The organism is Arthrobacter sp. zg-Y1143 (assembly GCF_030125565.1).
Classification (GTDB): Bacteria; Actinomycetota; Actinomycetes; order Actinomycetales; family Micrococcaceae; genus Arthrobacter_B.
Genome location: NZ_JASKLW010000014.1, coordinates 47,777 through 65,059, shown reverse-complemented (window position 1 = coordinate 65,059; position 17,283 = coordinate 47,777). Strand labels below are relative to the sequence as shown.

The 17,283-nt window shown below is 62.8% G+C and carries 12 protein-coding genes; 11 read left to right on the top strand and 1 reads right to left on the bottom strand.

The annotated features are described in order from the left end of the window. The first annotated feature begins 5 nt into the window (after window positions 1-5). Both QNN98_RS15575 and QNN98_RS15570 read left to right on the top strand, forming a co-directional pair. On the top strand, window positions 6-1,145 hold the full coding sequence (locus tag QNN98_RS15575) for a D-alanine--D-alanine ligase family protein (protein ID WP_283998331.1): 1,140 nt from the start codon (window positions 6-8) through the stop codon (window positions 1,143-1,145). Between the two features lie 258 nt (window positions 1,146-1,403). Next, window positions 1,404-2,333: an LCP family protein gene (locus tag QNN98_RS15570; protein ID WP_283998296.1), complete on the top strand. Its 930-nt coding sequence runs from the start codon at window positions 1,404-1,406 to the stop codon at window positions 2,331-2,333. Window positions 2,334-2,341: 8 nt separating this feature from the next. Here QNN98_RS15570 and QNN98_RS15565 read toward each other — a convergent pair whose 3' ends face one another. Further along, window positions 2,342-2,812 (bottom strand): DUF3515 domain-containing protein, encoded by a 471-nt coding sequence (locus QNN98_RS15565; protein WP_227911728.1) that lies wholly within the window; start codon window positions 2,810-2,812, stop codon window positions 2,342-2,344. Window positions 2,813-2,909: 97 nt separating this feature from the next. On the opposite strand from QNN98_RS15565, the gene QNN98_RS15560 reads away from it, so the two are divergent. From QNN98_RS15560 to QNN98_RS15520, 9 genes are all read left to right on the top strand, one after another. Further along, window positions 2,910-3,950, top strand: a complete 1,041-nt coding sequence (locus QNN98_RS15560; protein WP_283998294.1) for an LCP family protein — start codon at window positions 2,910-2,912, stop codon at window positions 3,948-3,950. A 322-nt stretch (window positions 3,951-4,272) separates the two neighbouring features. Next, window positions 4,273-4,689 (top strand): hypothetical protein, encoded by a 417-nt coding sequence (locus tag QNN98_RS15555; protein ID WP_283998293.1) that lies wholly within the window; start codon window positions 4,273-4,275, stop codon window positions 4,687-4,689. A 69-nt stretch (window positions 4,690-4,758) separates the two neighbouring features. Beyond that, complete coding sequence (locus QNN98_RS15550; RefSeq protein ID WP_349643227.1) at window positions 4,759-5,970, top strand: glycosyltransferase family 4 protein; 1,212 nt, start codon at window positions 4,759-4,761, stop codon at window positions 5,968-5,970. Between the two features lie 278 nt (window positions 5,971-6,248). Continuing rightward, complete coding sequence (locus tag QNN98_RS15545; RefSeq protein WP_283998291.1) at window positions 6,249-7,721, top strand: glycosyltransferase family 4 protein; 1,473 nt, start codon at window positions 6,249-6,251, stop codon at window positions 7,719-7,721. Next, the gene (locus QNN98_RS15540; protein WP_283998290.1) at window positions 7,718-8,608 is read left to right on the top strand and encodes an ABC transporter permease; all 891 of its coding nucleotides are present in this window, start codon (window positions 7,718-7,720) and stop codon (window positions 8,606-8,608) included. The genes QNN98_RS15545 and QNN98_RS15540 overlap by 4 nt, the downstream gene beginning before the upstream one ends. Further along, window positions 8,592-9,503: an ABC transporter ATP-binding protein gene (locus QNN98_RS15535; protein WP_283998289.1), complete on the top strand. Its 912-nt coding sequence runs from the start codon at window positions 8,592-8,594 to the stop codon at window positions 9,501-9,503. Before QNN98_RS15540 ends, QNN98_RS15535 begins: the two co-directional genes overlap by 17 nt. Window positions 9,504-9,721: 218 nt before the next feature. Continuing rightward, window positions 9,722-11,404, top strand: coding sequence for a glycosyltransferase family protein (locus tag QNN98_RS15530; protein WP_283998288.1), 1,683 nt, complete (start codon window positions 9,722-9,724; stop codon window positions 11,402-11,404). 11 nt (window positions 11,405-11,415) lie between these two features. Beyond that, a complete protein-coding gene (gene wecC, locus QNN98_RS15525; RefSeq protein ID WP_283998287.1) occupies window positions 11,416-12,663 on the top strand; it encodes a UDP-N-acetyl-D-mannosamine dehydrogenase in 1,248 nt (415 codons plus the stop codon). A 38-nt stretch (window positions 12,664-12,701) separates the two neighbouring features. Further along, window positions 12,702-17,102, top strand: a complete 4,401-nt coding sequence (locus QNN98_RS15520) for a glycosyltransferase (RefSeq protein WP_283998286.1) — start codon at window positions 12,702-12,704, stop codon at window positions 17,100-17,102. Window positions 17,103-17,283: the final 181 nt, after the last annotated feature.

Below are 17,283 nucleotides of genomic sequence, written 5' to 3'. Positions count from 1 at the left end.
AACCCCTGCCCACCACTGCCGAAGAGCCCGGCCGTGCCGCCCGCCCCCGGGTGGCCGTCCTCTTCGGCGGACGATCCAGCGAGCACGCCGTCAGCTGCGTAACGGCTGCCGGAGTGCTGCAGGCCATTGATACGGCCAAGTACGACGTCGTTCCTATCGGCATCGCCAAGAACGGCCAATGGAGCCTGGTTGACGCAGATCCCGCCTCCTGGTCGCTGCGCTCCAGCACGCTGCCGGAGGTGGCCGTCTCCGACGACTCCGTGGTCCTTTCATCGCAGGACGGCAGCAGCGAACTCGTGGCGCACGGGCCCGGCAGCCTGCCGCGCAGCTTGGGCCGCATCGACGTCGTGCTGCCGCTGCTTCACGGACCATTTGGTGAGGACGGAACCCTGCAGGGCCTGCTGGAAATGGCCGATGTCCGCTACGTGGGCGCGGGCGTCCTGGCTTCGGCCGTGGGTATGGACAAGCACTACATGAAGGTGGTTTTCGCGGCCGCCGGGCTCGAGGTCGGCCCCTACGAAGTCATCACCGACAGGCAGTGGCGGCGCGACCCGCAGGCCTGCCTGGCCCGCGCCGGTGCGCTCGACTTCCCGTTGTTCGTCAAACCGGCCCGCGCCGGTTCCTCCATGGGCATCACCCGGGTGACCGATCCGGCGCAGCTGCCGGCAGCCATCGAAGCGGCCCGGCTGCACGACCCCAAAGTGGTTGTCGAAGCCGGGATCACCGGCCGGGAAATTGAAGTGGCCGTGCTGCAGGGCCGCGGGACCCAGGACCCGCGGACCAGCCAGCCGGGCGAGATCGCGGTGCGCGACGGCGGCCACGAATGGTACGACTTCGAGGCGAAGTACGTTGACGGTGCCGCCGTCGACCTCAGCTGCCCGGCGGACCTTCCGGCGGACATTTCCGCCCGGGTGCGTGACCTGGCCGGGGCCGCATTCGAAGCTGTCGGCGGCGAGGGCCTGTCCCGGGTGGACTTCTTCTACACGCAGGACGGCAAGTTGATCATCAACGAGATCAACACCATGCCCGGCTTCACACCGGTCAGCATGTACCCGCAGATGTGGGCCAAATCCGGTTTGCCGTACACCGAGCTGATCGACGAGCTGATCACCCTGGCCCTGCAGCGGCCCACCGGCCTGCGGTAGGCGGCCGCCCTCGCCGGGCCGGGACCTGTCTCCGGGTAGGGTCCGCAAGTTTTCGGGTATGCCTTCCGTGGTTATTCTCAGGACCCGCGTGCCCCGTGCTGGCTACACTCGCATGTCTAGGACCGACCACGGACCCTGATGCGAGGACCGGCTATGCGTACGCACCCCTCTCCAGTTGCCCCATCCAAGGAACCCCCATCCAAGGAACACGGCCGCCGGAGGGTGGCCGTTAGGCGCGTACGGAACGGGCTGTGGCTTGTGGCCAGCGTTGTCCTGGCCGCGGCACTGGTCCTGGGCGGCTACCTCTGGTCCTTGGCAACTGCCTTCGACGGCGGCAGGAACACCATTGTGGGGGCGCTCCCCTTGGACAAACCGCCGCGGCCTGCTGCCGCGGAAAAGTCACTGAACATCCTGCTGATGGGCAGCGAAGCAGGCAATTCCGGCAGCGCCGAGGCGGCACCGGACATGATGATGCTCCTGCACCTTCCCGGCGACCGAAGCGGGGTCTATGCACTGTCCATCCTGCCCGGTACTTCCGTGGACGTGCCCGGCTACGGCGCCCGCCGGCTCGATTCGGCCATGTCGCTTGGCGGGGTCCCCCTGACCGTGGCAAGTGTGCAGAATATGTTCAACACCCCGGTCGACCATGTAGCCGTCATCGATTTCGAAGGCTTTCGGGGGCTCACGAGCGCACTCGGCGGAGTCACCGTGAACAACGGGGAGGCATTCTCCTCCGGGGGAGCCAACGGCGACTATTTCCCCTCCGGGCCGATCACCTTGGAAGGGGATGCTGCGCTCAACTACGTCCGGACCGGTCAGGGTTTCACGGATGGCGACATACAGCAGGTGAAGAACCAGCAGGCATTTGTTGCAGGTATCGTCGACGGGATGCTGACCCGTGGTCCGCTCAACAACGCCGTGACCGCGCGGGGCGCCATCAGCGACTTTGCTCCTTTCCTCAGCGTCGATGCAGGCCTGGACTCCCGCACGCTGGGAAGCATGGCAGTGAGCCTGCGGAGCATGCGGTCCCAGGACGTGCACATGTTCGCCCTGCGGACCAGCAACGGTGCCGGGGCGGACGGCGGGCCGGTACAGATCGCGGATCCCGGCCAGCTCGCCGGTATTTCCGGCGCCTTGGCTTCGGATACGGTTGCGGACTATGTCCAGGCGGGAACCGGCGCCGACTAAGCCGGAGGCTATCCGTCCAGTTCCAGGGTGTCCTCCGGGCTGAGGCACTGCGAGGTGGGCTCGATCTTCGATACCGCGTTCTGCAGTTGGACCAGGATGGTGGAAGAAGCCACTTCGTTGGGGTTAAAGACCACCTCCACGGCCGGTTCGCGGCCGTATGTAGTGGCGGTCCAGGTGTCTTCGTTTTCGCGCAGCACCCAGTCCACGCCGTTGACCTCGGCACACGGGTCCGTGGTGGGCCCGGGCACGGGCACGCCGCACCGGAGGATCGCCTTGGACGGATCGCCCCAGGCCGCCGTTGACTGGCTGGCGGTGTCCCGCAGCCGGTAGCCGGCCATTTCATCAGGCAGGGCCACCATTACGGCGGCGCAGTCTGGATTGGCGGCATCCGGGGCGGCATCAACATTGGCTGTCGCAGTGCAGGCCGTGGCGGAGACGGCCACCAGCAGCAGTACCGCGGGCAAAGCGTAGGACTTCATGGATCAAGGGTATCCGGCACGCCGGGGGAGACCGGAATCGGTGTGGCTGCCCCCACCTGTATAGACTTCAAGCGCCCTACTACTTGAGGACTCCGCTTTGACCGATGACAGCAGCATGCCCGAGTTCGAGACTGGCACGCGCCGTGATGCCAGAACGCGCCGCGAAACCAAGACGCACCATCCCGTGCGGACCACCATCCTGGTAATGCTCAGCCTGGTGGTTGTGGCAGCCCTGGCCGCAGGCGGCTACGTATGGCATCTGGCCCGGACCTTTGACATGGGTAAACAAACCCTCAGCAACGCGCTCCCCGCCACGCAGCCGGAAAGGTCTGAGGAGGCCAAGGGCGCCCAGAACTTCCTGCTCATCGGCAGCGACACCCGCAACCCGGACTCCGGCGATGCACGCTCCGACACGATGATGCTGGTGAATATTCCGGCGGACCACAGCGGTGTCTACGTGATGTCGATTATGCGCGACACATGGGTTGAAGTGCCTGGCCACGGGGAGCAGAAGATTAACGCTGCCATGGCGGAGGGTGGAGTTTCCTTGACAGTGGAAACGGTGCAGAACCTGCTCGAGGTGCCGATTGACCACGTGGCCATTATCGATTTCGAGGGTTTCAAGGGCCTCACCGAGGCACTGGGGGGTGTGACCCTCAAAAATGATGCTGCCTTCACCTCCAGTGGGGTGGATGGAGAGTATTTCGAGGCTGGCTCCATCCAAGTGGAGGGGGACTCCGCGCTCAAGTACGTCCGTGAGCGGTACGCGTTCGCGGACGGAGATTACCAGCGTGTCCGCAACCAGCAGGCCTTCGTCCGCGGGGTGCTGGGCGGGATCCTCAGCAAGGGCACATTGACCAACCCCGTAAAGATCAATGATCTTGTCACCGAAATTTCCCCCTTCCTGAGCGTGGACGAAGGACTCGACGCCTCCGCCGTCGGCAGCTTGGGATTCAGCCTCAGGAACGTGCGAACGTCCGACATCCACATGTTCACTATGCCTAATGCCGGGGTGGGCACTTCCATGGACGGGCAATCCATTATTCTGCCGGATGCCGGAGCAGTGGCGCAGATAAGTGCCGCGCTCAAGGCTGATGATCTTGCCGAATACCTGCAAGCGGCGGAAGGGCAGAACTAAGACCATGAGCAGGATCCCTCGTAGAGCAACCGCAGGCGGTGCCGCGGCGGTTGGGGCGGCACTGCTCTTTGCCTTTCCTGCCATGGCCCAGGAGCAGGAGCCCCCGGCGGATCCGCCGGTAGTGGTGAATCCTCCAGCTGATCCCGTTCCGGAGGTACCGGCACCAGAACCCCAAAAGCCTCCTGAGACCGGTAATGAGCCGCCTGCCGAACAGGTTCCGGCTGGGCCGACCTCCCAGGTCCCCATTCAGGCCCCGGCTCCCGCTCCCGTTCCCGGCCCCGCGCCCGGGGGACTCCGGACTGACCCGGCGACCGGGTATGCGGTGGATTCGGCCACTGGATACCTGATCTATCCGAACACCAGTTTCCTCATTGAGCCGGGAAGCCTGCGCCTGATCGACCGCGTCACCGGACTCTACACCGGCGGCATGTGGGATCCGGCGACCATGCAGCTTGTTGATCCGGACGCCGTCCCTTCTCCGTCGCCTTCTACGTCCCCTTCACCCACTGCAACGCCGTCGATCACGCCTTCACCCACAACTTCCGCAACACCGAGCGGGAAAGGTACACCTACTGCCAGCGCACTTGATGTCGATCAAACTGGCGCTTCCGGGGCCACCGGATGGCCTGTGCGGATAGGCGTTGTTGTTTTGCTGCTCGGTGCCGCTGCTTTCTACTACATGAAGTTGCGTTCGGCCGCTGGCCCCCGCCCGTTTAAGAAGGGCAACAATACGGCGTAGAGTAAGGAAGTCTCTGCTCAATAAGCAGCGCAGGGATTGATTGAGAAATTGGTTATATGCAATGGGGGAATGGCTGTGCGAATACAAATACTGACGCACTCTTATTCCCCGGAGCATAGTCCGCCCCAGCGCCGCTGGATGCAGTTTAATCGGCATTTCCGCAGCTTGGGCTGGGACGTAGACGTAATTGCTCCCGTGGCCCACGCGCCCTACGGCCGGCGGACGTTACCCAAACGGGAGGCCGGCCGTCCTTTTCGGTGGGATACCGGATTGTTCGGCGAACGGATCCTGCGCGTTCCGTACCTTTGGCACCGCACCACCAGGTTGGGCCGTTTACTTGACCACTGTTTCAGCGCGGTGGCGTCCGTAGTAGCGGGCGGGTTGCTGGCCCGGCGGCCCGACGTCGTCGTTGTCACGGTTCCCAGCCTTCCCGTGCTCGGCGCCGGCTATGCTGTCTCCCGCCTCCGCCGGGTTCCGCTCGTGGTGGACATGCGTGACGCTTGGCCGGACATCGCCCGTGACGCCCGCATTGTCCGGGGGAGCGCCAAGAGCATGACCGAACGTGCTGTGTCGACGTTCCAGAGAAAGGCCGACCTCGTGGTGACGGTGACCGAGGGGTTCGCCAAGACTCTCCGCACACGTGGTCTGCAAAACGTCGCCACCGTAGTTAATGGCGTCGACACGTCCGTTCGGGAGCTCCTTCCCCCGCCGCCGGAGCGCCGGGACAAACTCAACGTGCTGTATTTGGGGAACCACGGCGAAAGCCAGCACCTGGACCGGGTGATCCGAGCGGCAGCACTTGCCCGCGACCATGTACGGCTTACGATGGTGGGCCACGGCGTGCGTCGACGGGAACTGATGGCGCTTGCCTTAGAGCTGGACGCTCCGGTCAGCTTTCACGGGCCCGCACGACGGCGAGAGGTAATGGAGTTCTATCGGAACGCGGATACCTGCGTGGTATCCCTGCGTGACGACTGGAAATCCTTCGAGACCACCATTCCTTCCAAGACCTATGAGGTCCTCGCCGTCGGACGCCACGTCACGGGCATCGTCCGCGGCGAAGCGCGCCTGATCATCGAGGAGTCAGGTGGCGGGGACGTAGTGGCGTCCGATGCCGAATCGATCGCGCAGCTATGGCAGGAACTGCATGCTGACCGCAGCAGGTTGCTCGCCGGGACTTCGGGCCGCGACTGGGTTCATCAGCACGCCAACCTGGATGCCCTCTCCACGGCGTATGCCGCCCTGCTGCAGAACGTTGTGCTGAGGCGGCGGGAGCAGTGAGCGGGCTGCGGGTTGCCCGGAATACTGTCCGAAACGTCACCCTGGCAGCCGGTACCGTGCTTGAACATCTGGGGGATGACCCGGTGGTTCTGGCGCTGCAGGTAACCCGGCGGCTGCCGGAGCGCGTGTCCCGTGTGCTGACTTCGGCCGCGGCGCTATTTGCCGGGAGCGGGAGCGCCGCGCCGCTGGTTTCCGTTCTCCGGGGTGACACAGCCGGTGCTGAACGAAGCCTTAGGGCTGCTGCCGACGCCGGTGTTTCAGGCCGAGAGGCGACGCGCTTGGCGGATGTAGCCACAGCGGCGGGTTTGCCGGACCTGGCCGACGAGCTGCTTTCCCGGGTCCTGCCGGGCACGCCCGGTCGAGCCGGAGCAACGGCCCGCCGCCGCTGGTATTCGGGCGACATGACCGGGGCGGTGCGGGCCTTATCTGCTGGAAACCGGGTCGAACGTCGGCAGCAGCAGCGTCTGGCCTCCGAATTGGCTGTCTTCGAGGGATGGCAGCTGCGGCTGCCGCCGCAGCACGCATACCGTCCCGTCCCTCGAACAGTCCTGCACATCTTGACCAATTCGCTGCCCCACACAGGCAGCGGCTACGCACAGCGGACCCACTCCATTCTGAGGGCGCAGCAAGAACAGGGCTGGTCGGTACATGCAGTGACACGCCCTGGCTATCCGGTCCAGGTGGGCAAGCTGACGGCCCGGGACGAGGACCGGATCGACGGCGTTGCGTACCACCGGCTATTGCCGGCCCGGTTGCCGTTGGGTCTCCAGGAACGTCTGCACCAGCAGGCCGAACTAACGCTGGCTCTTGCACTGGAAGTCCGGCCCGAGGTCCTGCATACCACCACCCACTTTGTGAACGGGCTGGTGGCCGCGGCCGTGGCGGAAGCGCTTGGTATTCCCTGGGTTTATGAGGTGCGGGGACAACTCGCCGACACATGGGCTTCCACACGTTCCCCGGAAGCACTACAGAGTGAACGCTACCGGCTCTTCAAAACGCGGGAAGCCGAGGTCATGGCACGGGCCTGCGCCGTCCCGACGCTGGGCAGCGTTATGGCAGCGGAGATGGCCGCCGTCGGTGTTCCCGCGGACCGGGTCCGGCTCCTGCCCAATGCGGTCGGAGAGGACTATCTGGAGGAGCCCCTGCCTGCCGGTGAGGCAAGGCTCCGGCTCGGCCTGGACCCCGACACGCAACTTATCGGCACCGTCAGCAGCTTGGTCGACTATGAAGGGCTGGATGACCTGATCCGAGCCTTCGCCCTAATGGCAGGGGAATCCCCCAATCTCAAGTGCATGATTGTGGGTGACGGCGCGGCCGCGCCCCGATTGCGGGCGCAAGCAGCCGATCTGGGTGTGGCCGACCGCGTGGTCTTTACCGGCCGTGTGCCCCGGGACCAGGCGCGTTTGTATCATCTGGCACTTGATGTGTTCGTGGTGCCCCGGAAGGACCTGACCGTGACACGAGCAGTGACCCCGCTAAAACCCGTAGAGGCACTGGCCTGTGCCCGGCCAGTGATCGCCAGCGCCCTGCCGGCCCTGGCGGAACTGGTCCAGGACAAGGAAAGCGGGCTGCTGGTGCGTCCGGCAGATCCGGCCGGTCTGGCACGGGCCATCAACGCATTGCTGGAGAATCCCCGGCTTCGCAACAAGCTCGGGAATGAGGGACGCCGCCAGGTGCTCGCGAACCGCACCTGGACCGCAGTAGCCGCCGCCACAGTGGCTATGTACAACGACATAAGGCAGGAAGCATGATTCAACCGACAACAGCAGGCGGAGTCAGCGAGAAAAACGTGACGGTTGCGGTGGACCTGCGAAAGGTCTCCCGGGTGGGAGCGAAGCTACCCTTGCTCGACTACCTTGTATCGCTGTGGAACTATCGGCACTTTATGGCGTACGACGCACGCGCGCGGGTGCAATCCAGCAATAGAGGCGACCGCCTGGGCAGTGCATGGCTGCTACTGGACCCCCTGCTTAACGGCTTGGGCTACTTTGCGATCTTCGGGCTCCTGCTGAAAGCTGGCCGGGGGGTAGAGAACTTCATCGGGTACTTTATCATCGGAATCTTCCTGTTCCAAATGAGTTCGCGTGCAGTGGTAAACGGTGCACGCGTTATCCGCAATAACCAAAACGTCATTCAAGCCTTCAACTTTCCGCGGGCAACCTTGGCCGTAGCGGTCAATATCCGTGAATTGCTGGCTAACATCCCGGTCATCATCATGATGTTTATATTGGTCATTGTTCTGGCTCCGACAGAGGAAATTACCTGGCGGTGGGTGCTGGTAATTCCGGCGGTTCTGCTGCAGGTGCTCTTCAATCTGGGCGCAGGCCTGATCCTGGCGCCCATGGTGGCCAAGGTCAACGACTTGGTGCACGTTATTTCCTTCGGCATGAGGTTTTGGATGTTCGCTTCCTGCGTCATGTTCAGCATTGAGAGGTACAACTCGGTGCCCTGGCTGAAATCCGTCGTAGAAGCAAATCCTCTGTATCTGCTGCTGACAATAGTGCGCGACTCCGTCCTATACAGCCGGACGCCAGCATGGCAGAGCTGGGCAGGGCTGTCCGCCTGGGCGCTCAGTGCACTGATTATCGGAGTTGTTTTCTTCTGGAAGAGGGAAGAGTCCTATGTCGGCAACGACTGAGTTCGAGAGATTTGTTAGTGCCCCCGCCGTTGTTGCCGACGGCGTGGGTATGACGTACCGCGTAGCGTCGTCCCGATCCGGCTTCGCCCAGGGCTCCGGGAAGGAGAGCGCTGACGCCGCAGTGGCCGTTCGTAGGGGATGGTCTCACCGCCTGGCACCATCGGTTGAAGTGCATGCGCTGGCACCCATCTCCTTCGTGGCCGAACGGGGCGAGGCAATCGGTGTGATCGGCCTTAACGGCTCAGGCAAAAGCACACTGATGAACCTCATTTGCGGAAAACTCCAGCCCACCGCCGGGGCTGTGTATGCGTCATCTACGCCAACCATGCTGGGTGTATCGGCTGCCCTGGTGCCTGATCTCTCCGGCGCACAAAACATCATGCTCGGTTGTCTGGCGCTCGGCATGACGCCTGCGCAGATTGCTGCCAAGTACGACGCGATATTGGAGCTTTCCGGCCTCGAAGCCTCGATCGACCTTCCTATGCGGTCCTACTCCTCGGGCATGGCCTCGCGTTTGCGGTTCGCCATTGCCACGGCCATAGACCCTGAAATCCTGATTATCGACGAGGCCCTGAACACCGGTGATGACGAGTTCCGGGACCGGACCAAACGGCGGATGGATGATCTTCGGAAGCAAGCAGGCTGCGTCTTTCTGGTTAGCCATAGCCTGAACACCATCCAGGACCTGTGCACCCGCGTTCTATGGCTGGATAAGGGCGAACTGCTTTTCGACGGCGAACCATCGGTAGCGCTGAACTGGTACCGGCGCTACACCAGGGAACTGGCAAAGAAGGACCGTTTCGCAGCTGCCAAGGTGCGCCGGCGGATGCTCAATGACCTGCGGCCCGTGGTCATCCAGCCGCTGGCTGCAGGACGACGGAAGTCGGGGGTATGAGCATCTTGCTTAAGGAGGCACGCACTGCCGCGTGGCATCTGCGAAGGAACGGGATTACCGGGCTCCTTGAACAGCAGCGCAGGCTGAGGACGGCAAAGAACGGACGTCCCGAAACCGGTGCAAGTGCCCGCCCGCATAGGGCACTGTTTCGACGTAACCGGCGCCGGTTCGAGGCCTTTCAGGCCGAGGAACGTCCGCCCAGGCGTCAGGACCTAACCGTGGCGGTTATTCTCGATGACTTCTCCTCTGAGGCCTTCCGCTATGAGTGGAACCAGGTTTCCCTCACGCGGAACAACTGGCGCAAGCAACTGGAGTCTGAGCTTCCGGATCTCTTATTCGTCGAGTCTGCGTGGGCCGGAAACGACGGCGAGTGGCGCTACCAGCTCACTGGGGAAACAGGACCGAAGACGGACTTCCGGGAGCTTATTGCCTATTGCCGGTCCAAAGGCGTGCCAACGGTGTTCTGGAATAAGGAGGATCCGCCGCACTATGAGGACTTCCTCGATGCTGCAAGGCTCTTTGACATAGTTTTCACCAGCGATTCCAACCGCATCGAGTCCTATGTCCGAGATCTGGGGCACAGCCGCGTTGCCGTTCTGCAGTTCGCCGCCCAGCCCGTGCTCCATAACCCGGTCCGGCCAGTCAACGGCTGGCACCAGCTCGACGTTGCCTTTGCAGGAATGTATTTCGCCCATAAATTTCCCGAGCGCCGGGCGCAGCTGGAACTGCTTTTGGGCGCTGCGCACGACGCCCATGAGGAGCGGGGAATAGGACTCGATATCTTTTCCCGCCATGCCGGCGCAGATCCCAACTATAAGGTTCCTGCTCCCTACGACAAATATGTGGCCGGCACGCTTCCCTATGCGGAAATGCTGACGGCCTATAAGGCCTACAGGGTCTTCCTCAACGTAAATTCAGTAGTGGATTCGCCCAGTATGTGTGCACGGCGGATCTACGAGCTGACGGCTGCCGGGACTTCTGTAGTGAGCACGCCGAGTCTTGCCCTGACCCAGTGGGCCCCGGAGGAACAGTTCACGGCCACGTCGCGGACTGAAGCCTCGGAACTGATCCAGGCGCTCGTACGGAACCCGCAGCTTTCCGATCGCCAACTGCACCGGGCCCAGCGCAGGGTGTGGTCCGAGCACACCTACGCCCACCGGGTTGAATCCATTGTGGCCGCCGCTCTTCCAGCTGAATCGGCCAGGCCGGTTGTAGAGCCGTCGGCTTCCCTGCTGGTGTCTACGTTCCGACCGGGCCAGCTTGAACACGTGTTCAACACGGTGGGGTCACTGTTGGGTCGGAAGCCCGAACTGGTCCTGTGCACGCACGGATTTGAAGTGGACAAAAATACCCTTCAACGGCTGAAGGACCGGAGCTCTGTTGAGGACCTGGTTCTTTTGGACCGACCATCGTCGGCAACTTTGGGGGAATGCCTCAACGCATGCGTGGACGCGGCGGGCGGCGAGGTGCTGAGCAAGATGGACGACGACGACTTGTACGCGCCCAACTATTTGCGTGACCTTGTCCATGCGCTCACCTACTCCGGAGCGGACATCGTGGGAAAGCAGGCACACTACATGTATTTGGCTCGGCACCATGCGACTTTGCTCCGGTTTGCCGAGCGGGAACACCGCTTTACACCATCAGTTATGGGTCCAACTATCACCGGCGGGCGAGAAGTGTTTCTCAAAAACCCGTTCCAGGCCGTCAATCGAGGGGAAGATACCGCCTTCCTGAACGCCGTATTGTTGAACGGTGGCCGAATCTACTCTGGTGACCGTTTCAATTACGCCCAGTTTCGGGGCCCGGGAAACCATACCTGGAAAATTTCCGACGCCGCCCTGCTGGCGTCGGGGGAGATTCAATTTTTCGGAACTCCCAATAACCACATTGCACTATAGGGGGAATTACTATGAATGAGATCAAAAACGTGGCTGTCATTGGACTCGGCTACATCGGCCTGCCTACGGCCGCCGTGCTTGCGGCGAACGGTCTCAACGTTATCGGTGTAGACGTCAAGCAAGCCAACGTCGAAGCCATTAACCGCGGCGAGGTGCCCTTTGTAGAACCCGACCTCGGTGTGCAGGTGGCCGGCGCCGTGAGCCAGGGAGCGCTCACGGCCACCATGGAGACCCCCTCTGCAGACGCCTATATAGTCGCCGTGCCCACACCGTTCAACGCGGACCGGACGGCTGACCTGTCCTATATTGAAGCCGCCGCCAGGGGTATCGCCCCGCAACTGACCGGAGGCGAACTGGTCATCCTTGAATCCACTTCGCCTCCAGGTGCCACCCGGCACCTTGGGGATTACCTGGTGCAGCTGCGCCCCGATCTTTCCCTTGATGCAGACTCCGGGCTTCCTGTCATACATATGGCTCATTGCCCCGAACGTGTGCTCCCCGGGCGGGTCATGATTGAACTCGTCACTAATGACAGGATTGTGGGCGGGCTTACACGGGAGGCCGCCGAGCGGGCACGCGACCTCTACAGCGTGTTCTGCAAGGGAAATATCCACATCACCGATGCAGCAACGGCGGAGATGGCAAAACTGGTAGAAAACGCTTACCGGGACGTTAATATTGCTTTCGCCAACGAGCTCTCCGTGATCAGCGACAAGCTGGGGATAGACGTGTGGGAGCTGATCGAACTGGCGAACCATCACCCGCGCGTGAATATTCTCCAGCCCGGCCCCGGCGTCGGCGGACACTGCATTGCTGTTGACCCGTGGTTCATCGTTTCGAGTGCTCCCGACGAGGCGAAACTGATTCGACAGGCCCGCGAGACAAACGACGCTAAGCCGGAATGGGTCCTCGACCGGGTAGAGCAGTTGGCAGCTGGCAAGCCGATACCAAAAATTGCCGCCCTGGGGCTCGCGTTCAAGGCCAACATTGACGACTTGCGGGAATCTCCTGCGGTCACCATTGTCTCCGACCTCAGTTCCCGGCTCCCGGCTGCTGTCATCGCGGTGGCAGAGCCGCATGTCACGGCACTTCCGTCTGCCCTGGCCCACCTGGGAAATGTGGAACTGACGTCCACAGAGGCGGCCTTAGAGGATGCCGATATCGTTGTCCTCCTGGTGGACCACGATATGTTCAGAACCATCGACCGCAGTCTGCTCGAAGGCAAGGGCCTCATCGATACACGGGGTATCTGGCGTTAGCCCGACCCTGGGCGGAAATTAGCAACAGTTAGAAGGACATGACGCACGCAGATGAACAGCCGGCTTTTTCCGTTCAAAAAGCGCTCCGGCGCCAGCGGTACGCGGCAGACCTCGACGCCCTTATTGCTGATTATGAGGAGCTCCTCGAAGGCAGCAGGCAGGACGTGCAGGAGCTGCGGCTTCTGCGGACCGAGGTCCGGAAGCTCCGGAGCGAATCTGCCAGGCTTCGGGCGGACCTGCAGGCATCCAAGCAGGAGATTGTCCGGCTGCGTCAAACGCTGACGACGTTGCGTCATTCGCTGAGCATGCGGGCGGGGAAGGTCCTGGCCCTCCCCGCCCGGGCGGTTCGGAAGACCGTGCGCGACCTGAGGCGTCCTGTGGCAGCTGGTCCATCAGTCACCTCGCCCGGGTCCGCGACGGCTATCGCAAAGGGTGCTGGCCAGGATGCCCCGGACCCGGAGGAGCTCAAAAGAAGCTACTTTGGGCAGGCTGAGCAGGATCCGTCTCCGGAAAATGTGATGCGTGCCGTGGCGCATGCGCACTTCGTTACAGGCGACGTCCGGGAGCCTGCTGCCCTTCTGCGACGGCATAAAACGCATGAGTCACCGCTGGGAGCCGGCGAGAAAAGGACCGCGGAAATGGTTCTGGGACTTGACCGTCTCCTGGACCGGCTGCCGCTTATTCCGCCGCGGCAGCCTAACGCCGGTTACTTGGCCGAGCGGGGCCGGATCATGTACTGTGCCCACAGCACCGGCCGCTTTAACAGCAACGGCTATTCGACCCGGACTGCTGAACTGACCCGCGGGCTTATGGACAGCGGTTTGGACGTCCTTGTGGCAGCCCGGCCCGGCTACCCCTGGGACGCGAAGGTGGACCAGCCGGCCCCGCCGGCCAAGCGGTTCACTGAACACATCCTGGGTGTCAGGCACGTTTTTAATCCCGGCCCCAGCTGGAGCGAGCAGCCGCTGGACCAGTACTGGCTGGAGGCTACGGACATCTACGTGCGGGAGGCCCAGCGGGAACGCGTTGAAGCCATTCATGCAGCGTCCAATCACGTCACGGCACTTCCCGCGCTGGTCGCTGCACGGCGGCTGGGCATCCCGTTTTCCTACGAGGTGCGGGGGCTGTGGGAAGTCACAGAGGCGTCGGGTAAGCCGGGGTGGAAGCACTCTGAGCGGTACCTCTTGGCTGAGCGGCTCGAAACGTTCGTCGCCGTCAACGCAGACATTGTCTTCGCGATCACGGAGGAAGTGAAAGACGAACTGGTACGGCGCGGGGTGGATCCCGCTAATATCCGAATCCTTCCCAATGGGGTCGACACTGACCGGTTTAGTCCACTGCCGCCGTCGCCCCGGCTTCGGAACAAACTAAAGGTTCCGGCGGGCATCCCGGTGATCGGATACGCGGGCAGCCTGGTCCGGTACGAAGGCATCGCTCATCTGCTGGAGTCACTAAACCTTTTGAAGCAGGCCGGAACACCCTTCCGTGCTGTGATAGTCGGCGACGGACCCGAACTCGGGAACCTGCGCGCACAGGCATCAGCCCTTAACCTTTCGGAACTAGTGCATTTCACCGGGCGGGTTGCCGCCACGGAGATTCCCGAGTACGTCAGTGTTTTCGACATCGTGCCGTGCCCGCGAATCCGGATGCCCGTCACAGAACTCGTTTCACCGTTGAAACCGCTGGAAGCCATGGCTGCAGGAAAGGCGGTGGTCCTGACCGATCTGCCGCCCCTGAGAACGTTCGCTGGAGAAGACCAGGGCAGGGCATTGCTGGCCCGCCCTTCAGATCCGGCATCGCTGGCTAAAACTTTGCAGATCCTGCTGGACGATCCCGAGCTGCGCCGTGAAATGGGTCAGCGGGCGAGACTATGGACCGTGGATTCCCGCCAATGGAGCATGCTAGGGAACAGTGCCGGCGACACGCTGAAATCTGCTATCTCTGCGGCTGCCCACGCGGCGCCGGACGGCCTGCTTTTGCGGAACATGACTATTGGCATCATCGCCGACGCATTCACCACTGAGGGCCTGCGTCCGGAGCTGGGTCTCCTTGAAGTCCAACCGGAGAGCTGGCGCACCCAGTTGGAGAACAGCAGGATTGACGCGCTTTTGGTGGAGTCAGCCTGGGAAGGCTCCGGCGGACAGTGGCGGCAAAAGGTGGGGTATTACGACGCCGAGCGGTTCGCAGATCTGCGCGAGCTGTTGGACCACTGCAATCGGAACGGTATTCCGACCATCTTCTGGAACAAGGAAGATCCGGTGCACTTCAACCGTTTCAGCACGACTGCCGGGTTCTTTGACCACGTCTTTACCACCGACGCCGACTGCATCCGGAGGTATGGCCGTTCAGCGGGAGTTCACACGCGAACCATCGCGTCCCTGCCCTTCTACGCACAACCCGCTCTGCATAATCCGTTGCCCGGTACCCGCGGATATTCGCACACAGTGGCCTACGCCGGGTCCTACTACGGGAACCGATACCCGCAGCGCTCAGCGGAGCTGACCTCTTTGCTGGATGCCGCGCGCCCCCACGGCCTGGCGATATACGACCGGCAACACCTGAACCCGGATAGTCCTTACACCTTCCCCGGCAGCCTCGGCCGCTACGTTGTAGGCGGCCTGCCCTACCTGGAAATGGTCGAGGCCTACAAAGCCCACCCGGTCCACATCAACGTCAACTCGGTTGATGGCTCGCCCACAATGTTCTCCCGCCGCGTTGTCGAACTTGCCGCCTCCGGTACGGCCGTGCTTAGCGGCAAGGGAGAAGGAGTGGACCAGGTGCTGGCCGGACTGGTGCCCACTGTTTCCAGTCAAGAGGAGGCCGAGGTACTGCTGTCCCGCTGGATGAACGATGAGAAAGCGCGGCTGGACGATGCATGGCTCGCGTACCGGCTTATCCACCGCGGACACACGGCCGCTCACCGCCTGGCCTACGTCCTTCGGTGCGCCGGACTGGTGGTTTGCGCGCCGGAGCTGCCGCGCTATGCGGTCTCCGTTGGCCGGGTGACACCGCAGGTCCTGGCAGATTTGGAAGCGCAGACCGTCCGTCCCGCAGCTGTAATCTGCACGGAACTGCCAGCGAACAGCAGCCTCAACTGCCTGCTGGAATCCGAGGCAACACCGGACGTTCTGGAGCAGCTGGGTGTGTCATGGGCGGGAAGCCTGTACCCCTATGAAGGTGACCGGACCTTGGCAGAAGACCTCCTGACAGGCACCGTCTACGGTAACTGGTCAGAACTGGTCGCCGCGCCGGCACGTCCCGGGGACGCACCCGGGCTGGCGGCGGAGGCGGCGGCCCCGGACGGCAGTCCGCACTTGGTCTCTGTCAGGACCGGGAACAACGACGGCGGTTCAAAAGGGCTCCTCTTCCGGCGGAGGTTTCCGCACGTGGCCGGCCCCAGCGATGCCGCTTCGTCACAGAACATAGAGCGACGTCAGGCGAAGCCGCGGAATATTCTCATAGCGGGGCATGACCTGAAGTTCGCGAGGGACATCATCAGCGCATTGAGATCTGCCGGGCACTCCGTGGACATTGACCGCTGGGCCGGGCACCAGCAACATGATGAAGAACGCAGCCGTGTGCTTCTGGCCCGCGCCGACGTGGTCTTCTGCGAATGGACATTGGGCAACGCAGCTTGGTACGCCGCCCACATCCTGCCCCACCAGCGCCTGGTGACCCGGTTCCATTCGCAGGAGCTGTTCACGCCCTATCTGGAGCGCCTGAAAACCTCAGCCGTAGACCGGATAATTTTTGTGGGCAGGCACATTGCCGAACTCGCAGTACGCGATCACGGGATTCCCGCCGACAAGGCGCTTGTTATCCCGAATGTTGTACACCGGCAGGACCCCGCTCTGCCTAAAGCGCCGGATGCAAGGTTCCGGTTGGGCATGGTGGGCATCGTGCCTGCGCAGAAGCATCTGGACAGGGCACTGGACCTGTTGGCCATACTCCGGGACGAGGACCCGCGCTACGAGTTGCGCATTAAAGGAAAGCGGCCCGAAGACTACCCCTGGATGGCGGACAGGCCGGAAGAAATGGACTATTACCAGGAGCAGTACCGCCGCATGGAGACGGAGCCGCAGCTGCAGGGTGCAGTGCATTTCGACGGGCACGACGACCAGATGGCCTCTTGGTATCAGAACATCGGCGTTGCCCTCTCTCTTAGCGACTTTGAATCCTTCCACCTGACCCTGGCCGACGGCGCCGTGAGCGGGGCTGTGCCGGCCAGTATCGCTTGGCCGGGCGCTGACCGGATTTACCCCGCCTCCTGGCTCCGGCCGAACATGTCGGAATTGGCGGACTACATACTCGAGGCAACTTCTTCAGAGCAGCGATGGCGTGGCCTAGGCGCTGCGGCATCCGCCTGGGCGGCCAGCAACCTCAATGAGGACGTCACCCTTGAGCGCATTGTTTCCACCATCCTGGGCGACGACGAGTGAGCGCGCGCCGGGGGATACGGGCTGTAGCCAGCGCCCTCGCCCGCCGAATGGCCGAGAACGTCCTTACCGCCCCGCTGAAGCGACAAGGGAATGAAGCAGACCCGTCCAGTGCAGGCGGCGGGGTTTTCCGCTTGAAGGGCGGGGCCGGGTTGAGCGCGGCAGTCGTCTGGAAGATTCCTTT

Coding starts and splice junctions, on each gene's coding strand:
- QNN98_RS15565 (WP_227911728.1), bottom strand. CDS start 2,812: ATGAAGTCCTACGCTTTGCCCGCGGTACTGCTGCTGGTGGCCGTCTCC.
- QNN98_RS15550 (WP_349643227.1), top strand. CDS start 4,759: ATGGCTGTGCGAATACAAATACTGACGCACTCTTATTCCCCGGAGCAT.
- QNN98_RS15540 (WP_283998290.1), top strand. CDS start 7,718: ATGATTCAACCGACAACAGCAGGCGGAGTCAGCGAGAAAAACGTGACG.
- QNN98_RS15535 (WP_283998289.1), top strand. CDS start 8,592: ATGTCGGCAACGACTGAGTTCGAGAGATTTGTTAGTGCCCCCGCCGTT.
- wecC (WP_283998287.1), top strand. CDS start 11,416: ATGAATGAGATCAAAAACGTGGCTGTCATTGGACTCGGCTACATCGGC.
- QNN98_RS15520 (WP_283998286.1), top strand. CDS start 12,702: ATGACGCACGCAGATGAACAGCCGGCTTTTTCCGTTCAAAAAGCGCTC.